Origin of the sequence: Microseira sp. BLCC-F43, from assembly GCF_041929235.1 — a bacterium.
Classification (GTDB): domain Bacteria; phylum Cyanobacteriota; class Cyanobacteriia; order Cyanobacteriales; family Aerosakkonemataceae; genus Microseira.
Window position 1 is genome coordinate 1 of the sequence record NZ_JBHFNP010000251.1, and the last position, 24,953, is coordinate 24,953.

Below are 24,953 nucleotides of genomic sequence, written 5' to 3' on the forward strand. Positions count from 1 at the left end.
CTGGAATGATTTATTTTTCAAGGTTGTCGGTCGGTTTTGCCTTCCGATGTATATACATTAACCCACTTATTTAGTTTTGTAAATATCTGTTGCATTTATTTTTGATTGGTAGTAGTTATCAATGGTATTAGCGCAGCTTATAGGCGCTGCACGGTTCACAATTATTCAGGCAGAGATAGTTTAAGGTTCGCCAGTGCTTGAGGGACATCCAAGGCTAAAAATCGATCGACTGGTTGATAGATCCAGCTGAGGGGTAGCTGAGTATCTTCAACGGTTTTTTGGAAACCCAAAGCTATTCGCAGTTCGTCGTGTTCCGGATGGAACACCATAGCATAGAGGTCGCAGAGGTTGGGAAATTCTTGCTGCATCTGGCGAAGCGTCTGCTGCACGTCCTGTACAAATTGAGTCAGGTAGTCTTTTTGCAGAAAAGCAGCATCAACAGTCCAAGACCGAACAAAGGCAACGGTACAATCGCGATCGCCTGGAGTCGCGAGTGCCATCGGATCGGTTTCAAGATTGACTGTCACGTAGAGGCTTTTGCTGGGCGGCAGAAAAAAGTTTTCCTCAGATTCCCTTGCAGTTGGATACAGCATGTAAAATCCAACCACATTTTCATCATCGCAACGACGCAGCACCCGCATCCCCATCGGGTATTGCTGCGCCCAACCCCGCAGTAACCTAACAATCCTGTAGGTAGGCGTCCCTTCTGGATTCAACCAGCTGTAGTTGCGGACAATTAGATTGGCGGCGAGGACGGCATCGTTGCTGGGATTGAAGGCATCGGTTTTAACCCTTATGGGTTGTTCTGGTTGGGGTCGTGGGTTAAGTTCTGGTAGAGGGCGGATTTCAATGCTTATTGTGCTACCGTCAAATTTTTTCTTAATTAAACCGAGGTACACCAGCTGGTCGATCATCATTCCGGCAGCGCGATCGCTTCCCCTTTCTTTGTCCGAGTAAAATAGTTCTGCCGCCTCGCGATGGGTACAGGGCATCGCCCCGATCAATGGGGAAAGTTCCCTCAAAGGTTGCACCTTGCCGTTCCCCATCTCTTGTTGCTGCTTCAGCAGTAAGTACGCCCACAACTTGACAAAGTACTCCGCCCGACGACGAGTTAAACCATTCCGCCCCGTTAGCTTTGAGACGTAGTTACGCTGTTGGTCGAGGGAAAACCACTGGTTTAAGCTGATTGGGTTCATAAGATGTTCAGGTGATAGTCTGAAGAACTACCCAAACGGGTGAGGCGTTTTGCGATCGCTCGTTGGAATATAAGTAGAGAGGGTGCTGTAAAGGACAAACCGATTCACCCCCTCCAGTTTTGTCGTCACGGGTCGCTCTATTCTACGAATCGGTTGCCAAATCCAACTTTTACTGTTTTTTGAGCGCAATTGCGCTCAAATCGTTGCTCTATACATCAACGTTGCCTGGGATTGGGCCATGTTCCGACTTGGCTTCGTGGCTGCGATGGCATAGCCTGAGATTTATTATTTCGCAGCCGCAACTGGAAAAGCTGATTTCTCCAAAAAACTTCACCCTACTTCAGGGCGATTCACCCTGTTTCTACTGATGGGGTTTGACTTCAGGGAATTGGTGAGGGTTACAGCTTGCTCATTGCGACTTCACCAACGCCCACACGAAGATGGCATCAGGAGTTAAGGGATTATACAGATGACAGTCCACACACTGCCTATTGCCTCAGAAGGAACATGGATCTTAAATTCAAGGTGGGATCGGCACAACTTCAACGAGGAAGTCTCCCAACCCAAACCAGCCACGTTTGATTGGTCTTGGCAGATTCTGGCTGAGTCGTTGCGCGAAGGTTTGATGATTATCTCCCGCAACGTTAAACCCGTCTACGTGAATCGACAAGCTAAGGAACTGTGCCAAACTTTAGCGGAGAACGATCCCTCCTGGGCAGGTTTACCGGAAGTAGTTTCTGAAATTTGCCACAAATTAATCAAAAACGGCAACGGTAGCGATCAACCTGTGATTTTAGAGTGTCAAGCTGCTGGAGGACAAACAATTCGCGTCCGGGCGAGTTGGCTAAACTCATATGCAAGTGACGATTCTAGAGGGACAGGGCGCGCCCAGTATATTTTAGTATTCTTGGAAAACCGCAACGAAATCCTGCAAGAAGAATTGCAGTTCGAGCAGCAAAAATACCAGTTTACCGACCGGGAAATGGAAATATGGTCTTTATTGCGCCAGGATTATAGCTATCAAGAAATTGCCGCGACGTTGCATATTAGTCTCAATACGGTCAAAACCCACGTTAAAAATATCTATGCCAAGAAACGTTGGAATCAGGGTGGGGAAAAAAATCTGGTGAGTTGAGGGTTAAACCGAGATTCATCAGGGTGCACGATCTAATTTTTGATTTTGGGAGTGAGAGCGATGTTTAAAGGTGCCTTGGCTTGTGCTGTAAGTGCAGGTAGGTAAATCAAGTGAAAATAGTTCTGTTTGAGAATCCCGGTTGCTTGGAGAAACCGGGATTCTGGAGTTATATGGTGGTAGCGGTGCGTTACACTTCGTTAACGCACTACGTTTAGAATCTTTGCTATGATACCTTCTCGCGTTATTAGTTATAGTCCGGCTTATACGGTAGTTCCCACTTATGAATGCTTTAATCAATGTGCTTATTGTAACTTTCGCGCCGAACCTGGTCAAAGTCCTTGGCTGACGCTGCCAGAGGCTGAGGGAATTCTGCAATCGCTTCATCGTGGAATTTGCGAGATTCTCATCCTCAGCGGCGAGGTGCATCCACGGTCTTCGAGGCGTACGCTCTGGTTCCAGCGCATATATGATATGTGTAAATTAGCACTTTTATTTGGATTTTTACCCCATACAAATGCGGGGCCATTAAGTTATGAAGAAATGGCTCAGTTGAAAAAGGTTAATGTATCAATGGGGTTAATGTTAGAACAATTAACGCCCAAACTGTTGCAAACCGTTCACCGCCACGCACCGAGTAAGTTACCAGAAGTGAGGTTGCAACAGTTAGAATGGGCGGGAGAATTGCGAATTCCATTTACTACTGGAGTGCTGTTGGGAATTGGAGAAACACAGCAAGATTGGTGGGAAAGTTTAGAAGCAATAGCAAGCATTCACCAACGCTGGGGACACATACAAGAAGTTATTTTACAACCTTATAGTCCAGGGGAACGGCAGAGTTGGGATGCACCTGGTTTTGATTTGCTTCAATTACCGGAAATCGTCGCAACTGCCCGTGCAATTCTGCCAGCAGATATTACGATACAAATTCCTCCCAATTTAGTGCAAGATGACAATTGGTTATTAGCTTGTTTAGAGGCGGGTGCGAGAGATTTAGGCGGAATTGGACCAAAAGATGAAGTCAATCCCGATTATCCCCATCCTCACTATCAGAGATTACAAGAAATTTTACAGCCTGCTGGGTGGAAATTAATGCCCCGTTTACCCGTTTATCCCCAGTACGATGAATGGTTATCTGTTGAATTGCAAGAGTCTGTGAAGCGGTGGCGGATGCGATAAATTTCAGGACACCTCTGGCAAAAATATTTGAGGCGGGCAGGATGCCCACGCCACAAAACCAGAAACACTCTTGTGGGATGGGTCTCGCCCGGGATGAAAATCGAGGCGGGCAGGATGCCCACGCCACAAAACCAGAAACACTCTTGTGGGATGGGGGTCTCGCCCGGGATGAAAATCGAGGCGGGCAGGATGCCCACGCCACAAAACCAGAAACACTCTTGTGGGATGGGCGTCTCGCCCGCCTAGTTTACCAGCGGAAGAAGCGTTGAAATAAATTTCAGCCTGTAGGGGCACGGCATCAGAAAAGCTTTGATATCAACCAAAAATTAGGCTATGCCGTGCCCCTACTGGTTAAAAACTGGATGCTAATGGCTGCTCTGGTAGTGGCACGTGTTCGGCGACGATTTGACGGAATTTATCACCATCAATCGTTTCTTGCTCGACGAGAATTTCTACCAAGCGGTCGATTAAGGTACGGTTTTCCTGAATAATTTGCTTGGCTTGTTCGTAACAATGCTGGATAATATTATGAACCTGGGAATCAATGCGCGCGGCTATTTCTTCCGAGTACTCGTTTCGCGCCACAAAATCGCGCCCCAAAAACACTTCGCCCGACTGATTTTCCAAGGAAACTGGCCCTAAGTCGGACATGCCAAAACGGGTTACCATTTGCCGCGCCAAGGATGATACTTTTTCCAAGTCATTACCAGCACCCGTGGTAATTTCCGCATCGCCAAAGATTACTTCTTCGGCGGCGCGTCCTCCTAAAATGCTAGTAATCTTGGCCAAAATTTGAGCGCGAGAAATTAATCCCTGCTCTTCATTTGGCGTATACCAAGTTAAACCCAGCGCTTGTCCCCGGGGAATTAATGTTACCTTTTGCACTGGGTCGTGGTCTTTAAGTAAAGTGCCGATAATGGCGTGTCCTACTTCGTGGTACGCTATCAATCGCTTGCTCTTGCTATCTACCAAGGGCGTGCCTTCCATCCCGGCAACAACGCGGTCAACGGCATCGTTAATTTCATCCATTGTGATGGCTTCTTTGCGCCTTCTGGCAGTTAGAATTGCAGCTTCGTTGAGTAAGTTTGCCAAGTCGGCGCCGGTAAATCCAGGAGTGCGACGGGCGATGGTTTCTAAAGATATTTCCGGGTCGAGTTTTTTGTTGCGGGAGTGGACGTTTAATATCTCTAAGCGTCCTTTAAAGTCGGGGGCATCGACTAAGATTTGACGGTCAAATCTTCCCGGTCGCAATAAAGCCGCATCCAATACGTCGGGACGGTTCGTAGCGGCGATGATAATAATACCGCTATTGCCTTCAAACCCGTCCATTTCTGTTAGTAATTGGTTGAGAGTTTGTTCGCGTTCGTCGTTACCGCCGCCTATTCCTGCGCCGCGTTGACGGCCTACGGCATCGATTTCATCAATGAATACCAAACAGGGGGCGTTTTCTTTGGCTTTTTTGAATAAATCTCGGACTCTGGATGCGCCGACGCCGACGAACATTTCGACGAATTCGCTACCGGAAATACTGAAGAAAGGAACGGCTGCTTCGCCTGCGATCGCTTTAGCCAATAAAGTTTTACCAGTTCCCGGTGGTCCAATTAATAAAACGCCTTTAGGAATGCGCGCACCGATGGCGCTAAATTTTTCTGGTTGTTTGAGGAAGGTGACGATTTCTTGCAGTTCTTCTTTGGCTTCTTCAATACCTGCTACGTCGTCAAATTTCACTCCGGTTTTGGCTTCCATTTGAAAGCGGGCGCGAGATTTGCCAAAGTTCATCGCTTGGTTAGAAACATTTGCCGACCGACGCAAAATCATCAGCAATCCTGCGATTAATACCATAATTAATAGCAGGTTGACTACAAATCCCAAGGCAGCGCTGTTATCGGCAGTGGGTTGTACTGCGAAGGGAATTTTTTTTTCGTGTAGTTTTTTAATTAGTTCTGGATTTTGCAGAAATATCGGGACTACTAATTCAGATTTGCCGTCAATCGGAGTCTTTAACTTGGCTCTGACAACCTGTTGAGTTGGGTCAATTTCCAGGCTGGTGACTTGACCGGATTCGATTTTCTCGATCAGATCGCCATAGGTGGGGGGGGATGGCTGCGCCGAGGGGGAGGGGGATGGCTGCTGCGGGGGAGAATTAGCTAAGGCTGGGGAGGCTGCTAGCATTCCCTGGAGGAGCAGCCAACTGGCTGCAATCGCGCCTAGATTTGCTCTGCCTCTTGCGATTGGGTGCTTTTTGCCGGTTTGTATGCGGGATTTGTTCATGCGATCGCTCTTTCCTGCTATTCGCCACTTTGACTTTGGGGCGCAATGCACGCGCTCCACTCCCAGTTTAGCGAAGCCTTGGTGTCCAGGAAGATAGATAAGCTGGGAAAAATGGAGAAGATCCGATTTTGGAGGATTAATTAACTAATGGTGGGGGGTTTGGGGGAGGCTATAAGTCCCGCGCCATAATCAAAGATTTGGCGACGGGATACATGGACATCCCCTTTCGTCAATTTTATTCGGTCAATACCGATAAAATTGACAATTAGCTTAGGTCTATAGACTAGCAGTTCTATGTTAGAATATAGACATGAATCTAATAATGAACTATCGCTACAGAATTTACCCAGATGCCAGCCAAGAGCAAATGTTGCTCGATTGGTTGGAGATATCCCGCAAGGTTTATAATCATGCTTTGCGAGAAATAAAAGATTGGGTAAATTCGCGTAAATGTAGTTTGGATTATTGTTCGTTGGAGCAAGAATATATAATTCCCGCTTCCCAGCCGTTCCCAACTTACTACAACCAGCAGAACGCACTCCCAAAAGCCAAGAAAAAAATTCCCTCATTAGCAGAAGTTCCGGCTCAGGTCTGGCAAACTACGATTCGGAGATTGCACGATGCTTGGAACTATTTTCAGAGCAAAGGATTTGGCTTTCCTCGCTTCAAGAAGTTTGGGCAACTGAAGTCAATGCTTTTTCCTCAGTTCAAAGCATCCCCCCTAACCCCCCTGACCAAGGGGGGAACTAAAGGGGGGATGGGGGGGATCACTTTGCCCAAGATTGGGAGAATGCCGATTAACTTACATCGACCAATTCCAGATGGGTTTGTGGTTAAGCAAGTTAGAGTGTTGAGAAAAGCTGATAGCTGGGAAGCTGTATTCACAATAGAGTCTGATGTTTCAATTCCAGATGCTCACCCTCATGGGGATGCACTGGGCATCGACCTAGGAATGGAAAAATTTCTAACAACCTCCGATAAGGAATTTATTGCTAGACCCAAATTCCTGACATCCTTGTACCGCAAGCTTGAATTGCTGCAACGCAAGTATGCCAGAACAAAAAAGGATTCTGCCAACCGCGAAAAAGCAAGAATCAAGGTTGCTAAATTCCACAACCACATCGGCAGCGTGAGGAAAGATTGGCAGTTCAAGCTAGCCAACCGTCTTTGTAAAAAAGATGGGATTGGAATGATATTTGTTGAGGACTTGAATCTGAAAGCTATGTCTAGGGGTATGCTGCGAAAGCATACCGCAAGATGGCGGCTTTTGCACAGTTCCTCAATCTACTCGAATGGGTAGCGAAGAAACATCTTGTCTACTTTGCCCGTGTCAACCCAGATGGTACATCCCAGACCTGCCCTAAATGCAACACGCATACAGGCAAAAAGGAACTGTCGCTCCGAGTGCATAAATGTGATAGGTGTGGATACGAAACAGATAGAGACTATGCTGCTGCTCTTGTTATCAGATTGCGTGGTCTAGAACAGTTGAGTACCCAGGGACTCTGGGGAATCGAAAACGCCTATGCAGTCGGTCTGCCGGGGATGGAAGCAATTCTATCTAGGTCAGAGGCAAAACCCCGCAAGGGAAAAACTAGGAATGCCAAATCGCGAGGTTTGGAACCCCACGCTATACCGCAAGGTTAGCGCCGGGAGGATGTCACCTATGCTTGAAAGTGAAGATTTATACCGCACCCTAGCTAAAAACTTTCCCAACGGTGGCGTTTTCTTGTTCGAGCGGGATTTGCGCTATTGCATCGCAGAAGGCGCAGGATTAGCAGCGATCGGTGTTGCCAAAGAATTGTTAGAAGGAAAGACAATTTGGCAAGTATGGTCTCGCCAAATTTGCCAGATCATCGAGCCATATTATCGGGCAGCACTTGCAGGGGAGACAAATGCTTTTGAAGTGCAATACGACAACCGCGTTTTTAGCCTCCATACCCTACCAGTCAAAAACGATAAAGGAGAAATTTTAGCCGGAATGGTAATGTCGCAAGAAATTACCTCACGCAAGCAGGCAGAAATTGCCTTGCGGGAAAGCGAACAACGCCTGCGCCGCCAAACCCAAATCCTGATGAAACTGGCAAGGCGTAAAACGCTCAATCAGCGCGATTTGAATGCAGCGATTCGAGAAATTACCGAAGCTGCTGCCGAAACTCTAGAAATTGAGCGGGTGAGCGTTTGGTTATACAATAATTTCAAATTGCATATTTCAGAAGATGCCAAATTAAAATTAGTCTGCATTGACCTTTACGAACGCAGTGCAAATCGTCATTCTCAAGGGTTTGAAATATCAGCAGATACTTATCCAAGTTATTTTCAAGCATTAGAAACAGATCGCACTATTGCCGCCCACGATGCTCATACCGATCCGAGAACAAAAGAATTTTCCCAAAATTATCTAACTCGTCTGGGTCTGAGATCGATGTTAGATGCGCCCATTTGGTTAGAAGGTCAAATGGTGGGGGTTGTGTGTCACGAACAAGTGGAACCGGGGCGTCAGTGGGCCTTGGAGGAAGAAAATTTCGCCGGTTCGATTGCAGATTTAGTTTCTCTGGCAATTGAAGCGCACGAACGCCAGCGGACAGAAGCAGCGTTGCGCGAGTCAGAAGAAAAGTTTTCCAAAGCTTTTAGATCGAGTCCTAGCGCCATCGCGATCGCTAGTTTCCCAGAAGGACGCCTGATCGACATCAACGACAATTTCTCATCAATTAGCGGTTATGACCGGGAAGAAGTCATCGGTCGTACCGCGCTTGAACTGAATTTTTGGGTCAACTTAGAAGACCGCTTGCGATCGATTCAAATGTTGCAAAATCAGGGGGCAATTCGCAATTTTGAATTCCAGTTTCGCAAAAAGTCGGGGGAAATTGTGGTGGGTTTGTATTCAGCAGAACGGATTGTTTTAGGCGGTCAAGAATGTATTCTGCTGGTTGTCACCGATATTAGCGATCGCATCCGAGATCGAGAACAGATTAAAATAACAGCAGAACGCGATCGCTTATTAGCTCAAATTGCCCTCCGCATTCGCCGCAGTCTCAATCTCGACCAAATTCTCAACACCACCGTCGCAGAAGTGCGGCAATTTCTGCACGCCGACCGCGTTTATATCTACCAAGGAACTCCCACAGGAATTGCCAAAGTTGTCGCCGAATCTGTAGACTTTCAATGGCCTTCAATTCGGGGATGGCGGAGCGAAAACGCAACGGAAATTGCAGCGACTGCACTATTTGACGAAAATTGCATCCGTGTTATCGACGATACTTTTAGTATAAAATTACCCCAATTTATCGCTGAATTTTATCAGCAATATCACATCAAAGCTGGTTTAGTTGTGCCGATTATGCTGGGGGACGAAGCGTTTGGAGTGTTAGCGGCGCACCAATGTTCTGCACCGCGTCACTGGCGGTCATTTGAAATTGACTTGCTAAAGCAGCTGGCGACTCAGGTGGCGATCGCAATCCAGCAAGCTGAACTCTATCAACAAGTTCAAGCACTCAATACTAACTTAGAAAGTCAAGTTCAAGAACGCACGGCGCAACTAGAACAAAAAATGCAAGAATTGCAAGAATTAAACCAGATCAAAGATTTATTTTTACATGGGGTTACCCACGACTTGCGAACCCCCGTAATGGGTTGGTTAATGGTGTTAAAAAACTTACTAGCTAATGGCAACGAACAATTAGCAATTCCAGTTTCTCGATCGATTTTAGAACGCATGGTGCAAAGTAGCGATCGCCAACTCCACTTAATTAACTCGCTCTTGGAACTTCACTCAAGCGAAATCCACGGGATTGTCCTGCACCGCGAACCAGTACAACTGAGCCAGCTTATTGCATCAATTCTGGCAGAATTAGAGCCATTGTTAGCAAAAAATCAAGCCACGCTGACAAATTTAGTCCCCAATAATATACCAATTATTAATGCATATCCAAATCAGCTATGGCGCGTTTTTGAGAATCTGATCGCCAATGCTTTAAACCATAACCCACCCGGACTTTGCCTCACACTCAGCGCCACCGTCGAGACTGAACCCAACTCACCCATTACCAATTCTCTAATTCGCATTACGCTGCAAGATAATGGCGTTGGCATGAGTCAAGAAACCTGCGATCATCTGTTTGAAATTTATGTCAGAGGTTCCCACAACCGACGCTCAACTAGCATTGGGTTGGGTTTATATTTGTGCCGTCAAATTATTATCGCTCACGGCGGCGAAATTGGTGTCAAGAGCAGTCCTGGCGCTGGAGCAACTTTTTGGTTTACATTACCAGCAATTTGACACTCCCAGCTCTGACAGCGACGGGGATTCTTGGTTCATAGACTCACATCTTGCACCAGGGTTAGAAACCGGGTTTCTTTTGCGTCTAGAAACCCGGTTTCTCCAGCCTGATTGAGAAAGGTGCAAGATGTGAGTAGAGAGAACTTGTCCTGAAAGGTCCCAACCAATCAAGATAGAAGTTCATTCTCCCCAAGCGTTTCCTGTCTCGAAGACAGCCGTTCCCGTATGCCTTACGGTGAAGCATTCGAGTCAGCATTGCAGCGATATCCATCAAATCCAGTCAACCAATGCTTTACTCGTTTCCCGATTACACGATTGCGGTGGTCTGATAAAAAATATATACTTACATATGAATAAAAAGTTAACAATAAATCTTTAACATCTTGTCCAACCCCACTTTCTTCCCCCTGCCTGGATAATGAATTCGGGTTAATTTGTGGTTAACCCTATCGTTCGTGCTAGGTTTTTTGTTGCCGAGAGAAGAAACTGCATCTACAACTTGAAAGGAGCGACTGAGTATGATTATCCTTCCTGGTATTGTTGTTCAAGCGAAAATCTACGAAAGTGAAAAGTCTATAGTTTATCGGGGAATCTATGAGCAAAAACAGATACCGGCGATTCTAAAAGTTCTAAAGTCAGATTATCCCAGTGTAGCGGAACTGAACCAATACAAACAAGAATATGAAATCACCCAGCAATTGAAGCTGCCAGGAGTTATCAAAGCTTATAGCTTGGAAAAATATCAAAATACGCTGGTAATGATTTTAGAGGATTTTGGGGGAGAATCTTTAAAAAGGCTGGTTAAATCAAGCCAAAAGATTACCCTGGTTGAATTTTTGGAGATTGCGATTAAACTTACCGAAATTATCGGGGAAATACATGCTGCCAATATTATCCACAAAGATATCAACCCATCCAACATTGTTTACAACCGAGAAACCGAACAGATAAAACTGATCGACTTTGGTATTGCTACAATCTTAAGCCGTCAAAACCCAACGCTAAACAATCCCAATCTGTTAGAAGGAACTTTAGCTTATATATCGCCGGAACAAACCGGCAGAATGAACCGTTCTCTAGATTACAGAACTGATTTTTATTCTTTGGGAGTCACGTTTTACGAACTGCTGACCAACCAGCTACCCTTTAAAACAACCGACCCAATCGAGTTGGTACACTGTCATATTGCCAAACAGCCGATACCGCCCCATGAAATCGATTCAGATATTCCCCAGGATATTTCAGCAATTATCATGAAATTGTTAGCAAAAAATCCTGAAGATCGATACCAAAGTGCCTGGGGAATTCAAGCAGATCTAGTGATGTGCTTGATGCAGTTAGAAGCCAATGGTGAAATTGAAGATATAATTCCCGGTCAAAACGATATTTACGACAAATTTGAAATACCGCAAAAACTTTACGGCAGGGAACAAGCGGTCAAAACTTTACTAGCAGCATTTGAACGAGTTGCAGGGGGAGAGGGGAAGAGTCCTCAATCCAAAATTGAATTGATGTTAGTAACGGGTTATTCCGGGATTGGCAAGTCAGCACTGGTGCAAGAAATTTATCAAGCGATCGCCAAAAAACGCGGTTATTTTCTGACAGGGAAATTCGACCCATTGAAGCGGAACATTCCCTACAGCGGTATCGTCAGTGCGTTTCAGGGATTGGTGCGACAATTGCTAACAGAAAGCGAAGGGCAACTCCAGCAATGGCGAGAAAAATTATTAGCAGCTTTGCATCAGCAAGGTCAGGTGATTATCGATGCGATACCCGAATTGGAACTGATTATAGGTAAACAGCCAGCCGTCCCAGAATTAAGTTCAATCGAGTCGCAAAATCGCTTTATTTTCGCATTCCAAAACTTCATCCGGGTGTTTTGCCAACCCGAACATCCATTAGTAATTTTTCTGGACGATCTCCATTGGACTGATACCGCCACGCTCAAGTTAATCAAACTGATAGTGACCGATATCGCTCTGCAATACCTGTTGCTAATTGGGGCGTATCAAGAGCAAGAATTTAACCCGAATCATCCGGTGAAACTCGCGGTTAATCAATTGGGAAAAAAAAGAGTCACTATCAACCAGATTACCTTAGAACCTTTAAGTCTAAAATCCGTGACACAACTGATTGCCGATACCTTGCACAGTCCTACTGAAGCGGTTAAAGAATTGGCAAAATTAGTGCATCGTAAAACCGAAGGCAATCCTTTCTTCGTTAATGAATTTTTGAAACAGATCTACGCAGAAAACCTACTCGTATTTGATTTAGATTGTCTGAATTGGCGATGGGATATGGCTAAAATTGCAGCGATGAACATCACCGATAATGTTGTAGAATTATTGATTGATAAGTTGAAAAAACTGCCCGAATCAACCCAAAATATTTTACGCTTAGCTGCTTGTGTAGGTACCAATTTTGACTTAAATACCCTGTCTATAATTTGCCATAAATTACCGAGGGAAGTTGTCCAAGACTTAGTTATAGCAGTTGAATGGGGTTTAATCCAACCTGAGCAAGATTATAAATTTACCCACGATCGCGTGCAACAGGCGGCGTATAACTCGATCGATCAAACGCAGAAAACAGCCGTTCACTTACAAATTGGTCGTCTGCTGTTGCAGAATAGTCCGCCAGAAACTTTATCAGACAAAATATTTGAAATTGTCCCTCATCTCAATCTGGGTATAGGAGTCTGGCGAGATTTATCTTTACCTGATGGAAAAGAAAGACAGGCGATACCTGAGGGAAAAGAAAGACAGGCGAGGACGCCTATCCCACTCAATGAAATTGCCTTTCTTAATTTAATTGCAGGTCAAAAAGCTTTAGCAGCTTCTGCTTATGGGGTGGCATCCAAATATTTGAATGCAGGGATAGAACTGCTGGCAAAAAATAGCTGGCTGCTTGCCTACGATCTAACACTAGCACTTTATGAATCAGCCGTAGAGGCAGCCTACCTCAATGGCGACTTTCAACAGCAGAGTAAGTTAACTGAAGTGGTGCTGCAAAAAGCTAAAACTCAACTCGATAAAGTGAAAGTTTCTCAAGTTAAAATTAAAGCTTGCATAGCACAGACACAATTGCCAGAAGCAGTTGAGATAGCTTGGCAAACTGTTTCGTTACTGGGGGTAAATATTCCCAAGCAACCAAGTCGTGCAGACTTGGATGAAGCTTTGTTAGAAACCGCAGCGAAATTAACAGGAAAAGAATTTTTAGATTTAATAGAATTGCCCCCCATGTCCGAGCCAATTGCGCTGGCAGTGATGCGGCTGTTAGCGAGTGCTAATGCTGCGGCTTATACCGCCAATCCTCAACTATTGCCGCTGATTATATCGCAGCAGGTTAACTTATCGCTTGAGTATGGTAATGCTGATGTATCTCCCTTGAGTTATGCTTATTACGGTGCTATCCTTTGTGGTTCGGTGGTATCGATTGAGTCCGGCTATAAATTTGGTCAGGTGGCTTTAAAACTTTTAGATAAATTAGACAATAAGCAAGTATTATCTCGGACGCTCGATTTAGTTTATGGAACTATCCAAGGTTGGAAATTTCATCTGAAGTCAACTTTAAAACCTTTACATAATGCCTATGAAATTGGCAAAGATAACGGCTGTTTTGAATATGCCGGGTATAGCATTGTAAAATATTGCTATTATTCTTTTTTAACTGGACAGCCTTTGAACGAGCTAGAACAAGAAATGAAAACCTACAGTGAGGTTTTAGAGCAACATAAGCAATTGACAGCCGTTAATTATCTCGAACGAGATAGACAGGCTATTTTGAATTTAATCGAAGGTTCTCTTTTGCCAGGTGTTTTGACGGGGAAAGTTTATGATGAGTGGGAAAAATTACCGATTTACGAGCAAGCAAACGATTATTACGGACTGTTATTTTTATATTTAAACAAATTAATACTTAGCTATTTATTTGAAGAGTATTCTCAAGCGATCGCCTACGCTAACCTAGCAGAAACTTACCTGGATGGGGGAACCGGGTTAGCTCTAGTTGCCGTCTTCTATTTTTACGATTCTCTAGCGCGACTGATGGTATACCCAGAGTTGGCAAGTGAAGAGCAAGCAAAGATTATCAAAAAAGTCAATGTTAATCAGAAAAAAATGAAATATTGGGCGAATATCGCGCCGATGAACTATTTACATAAATACGATCTAGTCGAGGCAGAAAGGCATCGAGTTTTAGGGCAATATCTGGAAGCGATGGACTATTGCGATCGCGCGATCGCCGGTGCTAAAAAAAACGAATACATCCAAGAAGAAGCACTTAGCAATGAGCTGGCAGCTAAACTTTATTTAAGTAGGAGAAAAGAAAAAATTGCCCAAGTTTATATGCGGGATGCTTGCTACTGCTATACCTGCTGGGGAAGTCAGGCAAAAGTCAAAAAGTTGTCAGATAAATATCCGCATTTAATAACTGAAAATTGGACTAAAAATAGCGTTAAATATTCAATTACCAGTCACATAACTACTAGCACTAGCTCAACGGAAATTTTAGATATAGCGACGGTGATTAAAGCATCTCAAGCGATTTATGGCGAAATCGTCCTAGAAAAGTTACTGGCTAAGTTAATGAAAATTATGCTCGAGAATGCCGCGGCGCAAGTTGGCTATTTAATTTTACATTCCCAGGCAGATCCAGCGAACGATTCAGGGCAATTGCTGATAGAAGCTTCCGGTTCAGTGGATAATGAAAACATCGCTGTTTTGCAATCTATTCCCGTTGAAAACTGTCTGCCTGTTTCGGTTATTAATTATGTAGCGCGGACTAAAGAAATAGTCGTGAACCACGATGCTGCTAATATGGGACGATTTACCGATGACCCCTATATTAAAACTTATCAGTCTAAATCTATCTTGTGTGCGCCAATTATAAATAAAGGTCAACTGAGCGGTGCGATCTATTTGGAGAATAACTTAACGACAGGAGCATTTACAAGCGATCGCATCGAAGTAATCAACCTGATTACCGCTCAAGCTGCTATCTCGATTGAAAATGCTTTGTTATACAGCAACTTGCAGCATACCAAGCAGCAATTAGAACACTATTCCCGCACCCTAGAAGTTAAAGTAAAAGAACGCACCCAGGAATTAGCAACGGCTAAAAAATCCGCTGAAGCTGCTAGCCTTGCTAAAACCGAATTCCTCTCCAATATGAGCCACGAACTGCGAACCCCCCTCAACGGCATTTTGGGTTATACCCAAATTTTGCAACGAGACAGCAGTTTAAAAAATAAACAAAAAGAAGCGATTAATATTATACATCAATGCGGCGGGCACTTGTTAACTCTAATTAATGACATTCTCGACCTCTCCAAAATTGAAGCCGGGAAAATGGAACTCTGTCCCAGTGAAATTGATTTTGATTTCTTCCTGCAATGCGTTGTAGAAATCTGCCGCATCAAAGCCGAAACCAAAAACATTTCGTTTACTTACCAACCTTCAAAGCAACTACCAAAGAGCATTTATACTGACGAAAAGCGGTTGCGTCAAGTTTTAATTAATCTCCTGGGTAATGCCATCAAATTTACTGAAGAAGGGGGAGTAACTTTTAAGGTAGAGGTAATAGGTAACGCAGCAAACGATAACCAATTACCGATTCCCGATTACCCATTACCAATTTGTCAAATTCGCTTCCTAATTCAAGATACTGGCGTTGGCATGAGTGAGTCGGAAATAGCACAAATTTTCTTACCTTTTGAACGGGTAGGCGATCGAGCTCGTTTGGTAGAAGGAACTGGACTCGGACTGGCAATTAGCCAAAAAATCGTTAACATGATGGGGTCTACTATCAACGTTAAAAGTCAGCTGGGAGAAGGCAGCACTTTTTGGATAGATTTAGATTTACCAGTCATCGTCGGTAGCACAAAATCAAGTCAATCTAAGCACAATGAAATGATTATTGGCTACGAGGGAAAACAGCAGAAAATTTTAGTAGTGGACGACAAATGGCAAAACCGCGCCGTTTTGAGAAATATGCTCGAACCCCTGGGTTTTATTATTGCAGAAGCTGCCAACGGTGAGGAAGGTATAGAAATTGCTCGCGCGCTACAACCAAACCTAATAATTATCGACCTCGTCATGCCAGTATTAGACGGTTTTGAAATGATGCGCCAGTTGCGGCGGTTACCGGAATTTCAAGCAGTTCCGATAATTGCTTGCTCTGCCAGCGTTTATAATATCGATCGGCAAAAGAGCATCCAAGCAGGTAGCAACGATTTTCTCTCTAAACCAGTCGTCCTAGAAAATCTGTTAGAAAAATTACAACTGCATTTAGGACTCGAATGGATTTATGAACAAAAAAATCCTCAACTCCCACCAGAGATAGAAAATGCACACCAGATCGCTACAATCGTACCACCACCCCCAGAAGCACTCGCCCGACTGTACGATCTAGTGCGACAAGGACTGATTTTCGAGGTAGAGGAAGAAGCGTCAAGACTTGAACAAGAAAATGAAGAATTTGTTCCATTCTGTAGAAAAATTTTACAATTCGCCCAAGACTTTGAAGTAGAAAAAATCTTAAATTTTCTTGAATCTTATATCAACCCCGGTTAAATTAGAAGGGTTGGGTTCAATCCCAGAACTTTAATTGAGTAAAAATCCGGGGGCAGAACTATGAATCAATCGCCACAAAAAGAACCTATATTAATCGTTGACGACACTCCCAACAATTTGAAAGTTTTATCCCAAGCTTTGACTGATGCTGGCTATACGGTTGCGGTCGCAAAGAGTGGCGAAACGGCGATTAAACAAATCGAATATAAACCACCAGCGCTGATCTTGCTAGATATACTGATGCCGGGAATGGATGGTTTTGAAACATGCGATTGCCTCAAATCCAATCCCGCAACAAAAGACATTCCGGTTATCTTTATGACCGCTTTAACCGATACGGTTGATAAAGTTAGAGGTTTGTCCCTTGGAGCTGTAGATTATATTACCAAACCCTTTCAAATTGAAGAAGTTTTAGCCCGCGTTAAAACTCACTTAGAACTACGACGTTTAAATCTAACCTTGTCACGGCAAAATTCGCGTTTAAAAGAAGAAATTGACGCGCATCAAAAAGCTCGCGCCGCCTTGCAACAACTCACCGAAGAATTAGAACAACGGGTACAAGAACGAACCGCAGAACTTTCTCAAGCACTCGATGAATTACGCAAAAGTCAAGAAAAATTAGAATACGATGCCTTCCACGATTCTTTGACGGGATTACCGAATCGCGTCTGGTTAATTAAGCGGTTAAAAAACTTAATTGAAGCGAATTTAAGTTATACCGTGCTGTTTGTTGACCTGGATCGGTTTAAGGTGATTAACGATAGTCTGGGACATATAACCGGAGATGAACTTTTAAAATGGGTTGCAGTCAGAATGCAAGCTTGTTTGAAAGCACCCAATACCGCAATCAGGATGGGTGGGGATGAGTTTGTCATATTGTTAGAAACAGGAGAAGCTACAGAAGTTGCGCGACAATTGCTCGAACAATTAAGTCTGCCATTTAACTTCAACGATTACGAAGTTGTTATTGGGGCTAGCATCGGGATTACTTCCAGTAAAATGGGTTACCAAAACCCTATGGATGCCCTCAGAGATGCAGATATTGCCATGTATCGATCCAAACAAGAAAGCAACTGTAGCTATCAGGTATTTACACCCGAAATGCAAGCATCCGCTCTCGCCCGGATGCAGATGGAACACGATTTACGTAAAGCGATTGCATCTGCAGAATTCTGCCTTCACTACCAACCCATTTTATCTTTAAAAACCAGAGAACTTAAAGGTTTTGAAGCCCTCTTGCGTTGGAATCATCCCAAGGGAAGAATCCCCCCCGCTCAATTTATCCCCCTGGCAGAAGAAACAGGTTTAATCAATCCTTTAGGCTGGTGGATTGTGCGCGAAGCTTGCAGCCAGTTACAACGTTGGCAAACTGAATTTCCCGACTTTCCCCTCAGCCTTAACATCAATTTCTCCCCGGTACAGTTTAATCAAGCCAATCTGTTTGAAAAACTCGCAGAAATTTTGCAAGAAACAGGTGTGACTCAGAATTGCATCAGAATAGAAATTACCGAAAGTTGTTTGTTAAACAATCCTAACCTCGACTTAAATTTATTGAAAAGCATGGGTTTAGAGTTATGTATAGATGATTTTGGGACGGGATACTCTTCGTTGAGTCGCTTGCATGAATTACCAATTCATACTTTAAAAATAGACCGTTCTTTTGTAGTTCAATTAACTCCAGAAGACCGGGATACGGCGACGATAAAAATAATTTTAATGCTGGCTAAAAACCTGGGATTAGAAGTAGTAGCAGAAGGTATAGAAACAGAATTTCAATTAGAAAAACTGCGAGAACTTGGATGTAATTGGGTACAAGGGTATTTGTTATATAAACCCCTCGATACTCAAGCGGCAACGGCAGTGATTAGAAGCTTTTATCAAAAACACTTTACGCGGTAACATTGCCAGGAATTACCCAAAGAAACCGGGTTTCTATGAAAAATGGCTAATTGCAAGCTTGCTAATTGCTCGCAATTCAATTGCCTCCAAGAGCAGCCATTAGCGATTAGCTATTAGCAGTTACACAACCGTTGCCAGAGGACATGATATTACGCAAAAAAACCGGGTTTCTATGAAAGAAACCCGTGTCCTGGGCATCAAAAGTCTTGTGGTACAGGCCAAAATCCTACCTCTGCCGCGCCCCTACGATGGGATCAAAACAACTAAGCTTCAATCACCACGCGCAAATTTCCCCGCTTTTTAGCGACGCGACAAGAAGTTGTATTGCCCGTCCGCTGGAACTCCAAATCCAACAAAGTAGCACCAACTTTTAAATTTTCCAGCCGTAAAGATGAAATCGATTCTGGCAGTGCCGGATCGATAATTCGCAAGCAGTTATTTGGCGCATCGGGAACCAAATTAATCATCATGTGCAGTAGCTGAAAAATGCTGCCCGTTGCCCAAGCTTGGGGGGAACAAGCGACGGGATACCGCACCGGAGTACTGTCACCATTACGTTCGTAACCGCAGAATAGTTCTGGCGGACGGTTATAAGGCTGATACAGGGTCATATCTATCAACCCCTGCGCCAATTCTAGAGCTTGATCGATCAATCCCAGACTACGCAACCCCATCGCGATCAGGGCGTTATCGTGAGGCCATACCGAACCGATATGATACCCCATCGGATTATAAGCGGGGGATAAACTGCTCAGCGTGCGAATTCCCCATCCGTTAAACATATCCGGCGCGCGCAATCGTTCGGCGACGCTATAAGCACGCTCTGGCGTCAGAATGCCCAAGTTCAAACAATGCCCTGGATTAGATGTAATGCTATCAACTTGCTGGCGATCGCCATCCAACGCCAAGGCGCAAAAACCCTCGTCTTCCAGCCAAAAATCGCGATTAAACCGGGTTTTAAGATCCCTTGCTTCTTCTTGCCACCGATCTGCTAAATCGATTCGCTTTTTCAGCCGCGCAATTTCCGCCAGACGCACTTTCGCCGCATAAACATAACCCTGGACTTCGGACAACGAAATCGGCGGCGATGCCAGCTGTCCTTTGCGATTGATAATACAATCACCAGAGTCTTTCCACCCCTGGTTGACCAAACCGCGATTAGAACGACAGGCATAGCTGAGATAACCAGTTTCAGCACAATTGCGATCGATCCAATCCATTGCCGCTAACGCATTGGGCCACAACCGATCTAAAGTTTCAATATCGGCAGTCCAAGCATAATACTCGGCATAAAGCATCAACCACAACGGCGTCGCGTCTACAGTACCGTAGTAAGGCGTGTGGGGTATTTCCAGACAGCGCGCCATTTCGCCAAAGCGAATTTCGTGCAAGATTTTACCGTATTGCTCGTCGCGCCAATCATCGTCGGTTTTGCCTTGGTATTCGGCTAGGATGGTGAGGGTTTCGCGAGCGATCGCACAATTGAGCATCAAAGTTTGCGACGCCGCAATAATCGAGTCGCGCCCAAACAACGTGGAAAACCAAGGCACTCCAGCAGATAGCACCTTTCCCTTACCAAAAGTCTGCCGCAGCAAGTAAGCATCTTGTTCCGCACGCGAGATCGCTTGATTAAACATACTCCGATCCGAACTAATCCGCGTACTCTGATGCACCCAATGTTGCTCCTCCATTAACTCCGCCGCCTTCGCTTGCACCAAAGTAACGGGTGCGTCAACTCGCGAAACGGGGCGGTTATTCATCAACATTTGCAGCCGATAACCCAATTTAATGCTTTCATGGGATTGCAACTCCAGCTGCCAAATTGCCGTGTATCCCTTAAACGAGTCTGGCGTGCGATGGTGAAACTCGATGCGCGATTCCATCACCGAGCCATCCAAACCTTGGTAAGCTAGCGTTAGATTGCCGGTTTCTTCTTGAGCTGGTTTACCCTCGCGCACCGCCCGCAACAGTTGACCCCGCTTTTGCCGCGAAAATCCCCGGACTTCAAATAAATCGACAAAATCGGCGTCAAACGTGAGGCTGAGTTCAAAGCTGACGGCACCTGTACTGTAATTAGATATTTCTATTTCTGAAAACAGCGCGCCGTTGAGAACGATTTCGCGCCGAATTCCCAAGGTGTCGGCATTGATACGCCCTTCAATTTTCGGGTTGGTACACAAAACCGAAAGCATAAACCCTTTATCGGCGGTACTGTTGAGTAAAACCGGCGCGCGACCTTCTATTTGCAACTCTAGGCGCGAAAGAAACCGCGTATCGTTGCAAAACAGCCCCATGCTGGCTGATATGTCATTTCTTAAATTAAAATTACAAGCAATGTTGCCCAGGGTATCCGTGACTAAAAACATGTCATCGTCTTTAAGTGTCAGCGTCGGTTGCGGTTCTTCGTTGACGACGCAAGGCCACTCTGGGGTGGGCAATTCCTCGGCGGGGACAAAAGTTTGACCTTCGAGTTCAATAATATTCGGTGACATTACTAGCAGTTTTCTCTCCAATCTAAGGTTTCCAAAAGACGAAATTTTGCTGACCGGGTTGCTAGTGTCAACAAAATTACACCAGGACTTACGCAGGTCGCAGAAACCGGGTTTCGACCGTCGATCTCTAGTTTCCCAAGCAACGATTTTTCAAAGCAACCCGGTTTCTTTGCGTAATATCATGTCCGTTTGTATCGGTTGCATAGGTACTGTACGATCTCGGTCTTGGTTAAGGTTGGCAGTTGGTCAACGATATCTAGCTGTAGCATTAATCGTCTAATGCATATTCTCTACTACTAATTACTTGGTTTTAACAGATTCCGCGCCCACCTTTAAACAATCTTAAACTAGCGAGAAGCGCACCAACCCGGTTTTTTGCAAAAAACCGGGTTTCTTAAACACAGGACTTACCCACGACGATCCTATCACCAAAGTTTCTTGCTACGCTCTCTGGTTCCCAAACCAACAATTTTTCAGAGAAACTTTGGTGTTTGCGTAAGTTCTTAAACATTTAAGCCATGTTAGCTGGTTTAATCCCGTGCTTGATACCGCCGGATGTTGCTCTCTGCTTGCTGAGTTTTGCCGACTATTTCAGATTCTGATAGTCCATCGGTTTTGTGACCGCCAAAATCGCTGGGAAACGCGCGAATATTAGCCTCAGCTTGCTTAACCTTACCTTCAATCTGAGTTTCGCGATCGCCCGTAATATTCCCAATCGTTTCTTCGACTTTACCAGATGCCTTTTCAGTAGTTGCCTTGATTTGCTCGCCCAGATTGGTATTAGCTGTTGCAATTGGCGCCAACGCCATCGCACTAAGCCCATTTATCAAGGTAGTCACGATTAAAACTTGGCGAATTAGCCGGATTATATTCATGCAAAACCCCTTCGTGTTTCTTGATTCATCGCTTTTCAATGTAGACAATATTCTGGCGCGATTCCTCTTTCCCAAGTTATGTTTAGCTAATGGCTAATAGCTAATGGCTAATGGTATAACTGCCAAATATTCCCATCACCAATTAGCAATTAGCAATTAGCAATTAGCAATTAGCAATTACCAATTAGCAACTATGGTTATAAAGCTTGTTCAAACGATTCGAGTTTATATTCAACCGTTAATCCTGGCAGTCCCTCTAGTTTTTCTTCAAGTGGCATTTCTACGGTTACTGGCGGCACTAAAATAGTTAATCCTCTAGGAATGCACTCAACTTCCAGGGGAGTCGTACCGATAATTTCTCCATCTAAAACAACTTTTTGGGGCGGATTTGCGGTAATTTTGCAGCGTTTGGCGCGCAGATAACCGATATCATCTCGATTGGTAGCATTGCCGGTAAGTGCGGTGCGGAATAAATGATACGAAGCTGCGATCGCTCCTGCTACATTCGCTGGTGCTACGACGGTCAAATCGAGCAAACCATCATCAAAAATAACACCAGCAGGGCCTTGCGCCAAAATCGAGGTAGCCGGTGCAGCATTGGCAACCGTGACGGCAACGGCGTTTACTGTGATAATTCTATCCTCGGTTTCGATCTCGGCCTCAAATGCTTTCATTTCTTGCAGCTGTTTAAAACCAGCCAAAATATAAGCGAGCAAACCAAAGCGATTTTTGGCTTCTCGGTCCGCTTTTTCCACCGTTTCTGCTTCAAACCCAATCCCAGCTAACAATACCATCGGTTTGCCATTACAGAAAGCGGCATCGACTTGGCGCGTCGCTCCGCCTAAAATAGTCTCGCAGGCAGCTTCGATCGTATCGGGAAGACCTAAAGCAGAGGCAAAAGCATTGGCAGTGCCTCGTGGAATTACTCCTAAAGGAATATTGGTTCCCACCAAAGCAGCAGCAACGGCAGAAAGGGTGCCATCCCCGCCAGACGCGATCAGCGCCTCCACTTCGCGCCCGATCGCAGCTTTTGCCAATTCGTCAGCGTCCACTTCTTCTGTGGTCAGAAGTATTTCTAAATCGATCTCTGGCGCCAAAATTTTGCGAATTTGGGCTAAATCTTGGTCTGGGTCGCTTTGACCTGCTACAGGATTAAAGATTAGGCAAGCAGAACGGGTCATAATCAATTTCAGATATTAGATGATAAAAAGTGACAGCGCTGTTTTTTCTCAAGCGCTGCGGTTAATGTCAGCAGCCTATAACCCTTGCATCTGACGTTTACTGCCACTAAACTAACAGCGGCTCGTCACCCTTCGCGACTATCCCAAGTAATAAAAACCAAAAATGCCAGACCCGTTAATGTATAACCAGGATGCCTTTGTCGTCCTCGAACCCAACCAAACCGAACAATTCCTGATGCCGGAGGAATTGTTAGAAAAGCTCAAGCAGATTTTGGCGCAGAGGCAGGATGATTTACCCCGCGATCTGCAAAAATATACTTCGGTTGAAGCACAAGCTCAGTATTTACTCGAAACTTCCTGCGAACTCGATGTCGGTCCAGGACAGTATTTGCAGTGGTATGCGGTGCGATTGGAAAAGTAATTGGTAATTGCAGATAAGAGACTTGCAGATTGCAGATTTAATCTCAAATCTCAAATCTCAAATCTCAAATCTAAAATTAATCAAGTTTGGTAACGCAACGCCATCGAGATCTTGACATTTGTCCCCAATGCCGCTATTGTCTCTCTTTAAGGTTGCTCGAGTTCAACGACAGCAACCCTTGTCCACCCAAAAATCTAGTTACGCTGCCCAAAGCCGCAGCCAACGGCAATGGACAGCTTGACCCCCAAACTGTGAACGCAGCCTGGAGGCTAATGGAGAATTTTAACATTTCTCTGTAGCCGCCCTGCTTTGCGCTGCCTGCGGGGAGGCTATATTTTTTGGTTTTCCATCCAAAAAACAGGAGAATATCTCATGGCAGAAGAGTTTTTGTCGGACTCTAGCGGATCTGTGCGTCCAAATTCTGACGCAGGAGAACCGGAACGAGAACGCATCGAGTTTTTGATTATCGGTACTCGCGAGGGGGTGATGGCAGAAATCCGCAAGTTTTACAGAAAGGGATTTGCGGAAGTAGATGAATGGAGTCCGGTGACGCCATTACCCAATTCGGATCGGATGATGAGCATCTTAATTCGCTATCGGAAACCAGGATCTACCGATTCATCGACTCCGAAGTCGGGACGGTAAGATCGGGACTGGCGCAAAGAAACCGGGTTTCTATGACAGAAATCTACGCAGAAACCCGGTTTCTAATATCAACAGGAATGACGCAAAGAAACCGGGCTTTTGAATAACTAACTCAAGTTGCTAGTTATACAACCCTAGTTTTGTATTAGGTACGTAGTTGCGCTAAAGCGCTCTTATAGCAACTTTGGATAAGAGCGCTCTAGCGCAACTACGTACCCACAATGCTAGTAACAGCAACTTGGGCTAGTAATTCTTTAAGCCTCGGTTTTAATTAGCGCCATTTCCACCCGATCGGTATCCGGTTGGGTCAACTCTACTTTGATATTGGGGCCAAAGTATTTTTCCATTTTCTCCTGCTTTTCTTGCCAGCTTTCAAAGGGAACCTGCGGGGATTCAAATTCCAGCACCACAGTGTAAGCACCTTCAGTTGCGGTTTCGCGTATGCCCACAACCAGGGGTAGTTCTTCGTTTGAGGAACCCAAACCCAAGTAGGCAAGCGCTCGATCTAAATGAGCGACTTGACCGTAGCAAAAGCGGGTAATGTCTTTGCGGATTTTATTTTGAGTTGTAGTTGCTTGTTGCTCCCTCAGCGCCAGCACCTCTGGAGTGGTAGGTTGAGAAAATGGCACTGGCTTGAGTTCCGCTGTTTTCAGCGCCAGTCCTCCCAAAATCAGTGGAATCCCGTAGAAGAATCCTGCCAAGTTCAGGGTGGCGTAATCGGCAACGTAGGCGTACACTCCCACGGAGGTTAAAACGAAACCCAGCCCCAAGCCTAAAGTTGCCAAAGAAATTTGACGTAACATGTTGGATA

Annotated in this window: 16 protein-coding genes; 10 read left to right on the top strand and 6 right to left on the bottom strand. The window is 44.9% G+C overall.

Going from position 1 to position 24,953, the window contains the following annotated elements; genetic code table 11:
• Nucleotides 1-161: 161 nt before the first annotated feature.
• On the bottom strand, nucleotides 162-1,196 hold the full coding sequence (locus tag ACE1CM_RS33755; protein ID WP_374883250.1) for a hypothetical protein: 1,035 nt from the start codon (nucleotides 1,194-1,196) through the stop codon (nucleotides 162-164).
• 469 nt (nucleotides 1,197-1,665) lie between these two features.
• On the opposite strand from ACE1CM_RS33755, the gene ACE1CM_RS33760 reads away from it, so the two are divergent.
• From ACE1CM_RS33760 to ACE1CM_RS33770, 3 genes are all read left to right on the top strand, one after another.
• Nucleotides 1,666-2,331: a LuxR C-terminal-related transcriptional regulator gene (locus ACE1CM_RS33760; RefSeq protein WP_374883251.1), complete on the top strand. Its 666-nt coding sequence runs from the start codon at nucleotides 1,666-1,668 to the stop codon at nucleotides 2,329-2,331.
• 225 nt (nucleotides 2,332-2,556) lie between these two features.
• Nucleotides 2,557-3,507, top strand: a complete 951-nt coding sequence (gene cofG / locus ACE1CM_RS33765; RefSeq protein WP_374883253.1) for a 7,8-didemethyl-8-hydroxy-5-deazariboflavin synthase subunit CofG — start codon at nucleotides 2,557-2,559, stop codon at nucleotides 3,505-3,507.
• Between the two features lie 77 nt (nucleotides 3,508-3,584).
• Complete coding sequence (locus ACE1CM_RS33770; protein ID WP_374883254.1) at nucleotides 3,585-3,776, top strand: hypothetical protein; 192 nt, start codon at nucleotides 3,585-3,587, stop codon at nucleotides 3,774-3,776.
• An 82-nt stretch (nucleotides 3,777-3,858) separates the two neighbouring features.
• Here the strand turns inward: ACE1CM_RS33770 and ftsH are convergent, their stop codons facing one another.
• Nucleotides 3,859-5,778, bottom strand: coding sequence for an ATP-dependent zinc metalloprotease FtsH (gene ftsH / locus ACE1CM_RS33775; protein WP_374883255.1), 1,920 nt, complete (start codon nucleotides 5,776-5,778; stop codon nucleotides 3,859-3,861).
• A gap of 322 nt (nucleotides 5,779-6,100) precedes the next feature.
• On the opposite strand from ftsH, the gene ACE1CM_RS33780 reads away from it, so the two are divergent.
• The 5 genes from ACE1CM_RS33780 to ACE1CM_RS33800 all read left to right on the top strand — a co-directional run bounded on the left by ACE1CM_RS33780 (nucleotide 6,101) and on the right by ACE1CM_RS33800 (nucleotide 18,528).
• Nucleotides 6,101-7,078 carry an RNA-guided endonuclease InsQ/TnpB family protein gene (locus tag ACE1CM_RS33780; protein WP_374883256.1) on the top strand — a complete coding sequence of 326 codons (978 nt, stop codon included), beginning with the start codon at nucleotides 6,101-6,103 and terminating at the stop codon, nucleotides 7,076-7,078.
• Entirely contained in the window at nucleotides 7,036-7,425 is a 390-nt protein-coding gene (locus ACE1CM_RS33785) for a zinc ribbon domain-containing protein (RefSeq protein ID WP_374883257.1), read from the top strand. Before ACE1CM_RS33780 ends, ACE1CM_RS33785 begins: the two co-directional genes overlap by 43 nt.
• A gap of 19 nt (nucleotides 7,426-7,444) precedes the next feature.
• Nucleotides 7,445-10,057, top strand: coding sequence for a GAF domain-containing protein (locus ACE1CM_RS33790; RefSeq protein WP_374883258.1), 2,613 nt, complete (start codon nucleotides 7,445-7,447; stop codon nucleotides 10,055-10,057).
• A 518-nt stretch (nucleotides 10,058-10,575) separates the two neighbouring features.
• Nucleotides 10,576-16,629: an AAA family ATPase gene (locus ACE1CM_RS33795; protein ID WP_374883259.1), complete on the top strand. Its 6,054-nt coding sequence runs from the start codon at nucleotides 10,576-10,578 to the stop codon at nucleotides 16,627-16,629.
• A 60-nt stretch (nucleotides 16,630-16,689) separates the two neighbouring features.
• Nucleotides 16,690-18,528 carry an EAL domain-containing protein gene (locus ACE1CM_RS33800; protein WP_374883260.1) on the top strand — a complete coding sequence of 613 codons (1,839 nt, stop codon included), beginning with the start codon at nucleotides 16,690-16,692 and terminating at the stop codon, nucleotides 18,526-18,528.
• A gap of 263 nt (nucleotides 18,529-18,791) precedes the next feature.
• Here the strand turns inward: ACE1CM_RS33800 and ACE1CM_RS33805 are convergent, their stop codons facing one another.
• From ACE1CM_RS33805 to ACE1CM_RS33815, 3 genes are all read right to left on the bottom strand, one after another.
• A complete protein-coding gene (locus ACE1CM_RS33805) occupies nucleotides 18,792-21,020 on the bottom strand; it encodes a glycogen debranching N-terminal domain-containing protein (RefSeq protein ID WP_374883261.1) in 2,229 nt (742 codons plus the stop codon).
• A gap of 530 nt (nucleotides 21,021-21,550) precedes the next feature.
• Nucleotides 21,551-21,895, bottom strand: a complete 345-nt coding sequence (locus ACE1CM_RS33810) for a CsbD family protein (RefSeq protein ID WP_374883262.1) — start codon at nucleotides 21,893-21,895, stop codon at nucleotides 21,551-21,553.
• Nucleotides 21,896-22,092: 197 nt separating this feature from the next.
• A complete protein-coding gene (locus ACE1CM_RS33815; protein WP_374883263.1) occupies nucleotides 22,093-23,076 on the bottom strand; it encodes a YegS/Rv2252/BmrU family lipid kinase in 984 nt (327 codons plus the stop codon).
• 163 nt (nucleotides 23,077-23,239) lie between these two features.
• On the opposite strand from ACE1CM_RS33815, the gene ACE1CM_RS33820 reads away from it, so the two are divergent.
• Both ACE1CM_RS33820 and ACE1CM_RS33825 read left to right on the top strand, forming a co-directional pair.
• A complete protein-coding gene (locus tag ACE1CM_RS33820; protein ID WP_374883264.1) occupies nucleotides 23,240-23,497 on the top strand; it encodes a chlororespiratory reduction protein 7 in 258 nt (85 codons plus the stop codon).
• A gap of 372 nt (nucleotides 23,498-23,869) precedes the next feature.
• On the top strand, nucleotides 23,870-24,142 hold the full coding sequence (locus ACE1CM_RS33825) for a hypothetical protein (RefSeq protein WP_374883265.1): 273 nt from the start codon (nucleotides 23,870-23,872) through the stop codon (nucleotides 24,140-24,142).
• 254 nt (nucleotides 24,143-24,396) lie between these two features.
• Here the strand turns inward: ACE1CM_RS33825 and ACE1CM_RS33830 are convergent, their stop codons facing one another.
• On the bottom strand, nucleotides 24,397-24,945 hold the full coding sequence (locus tag ACE1CM_RS33830) for a DUF2854 domain-containing protein (RefSeq protein WP_374883266.1): 549 nt from the start codon (nucleotides 24,943-24,945) through the stop codon (nucleotides 24,397-24,399).
• Between the last annotated feature and the right edge of the window lie 8 nt (nucleotides 24,946-24,953).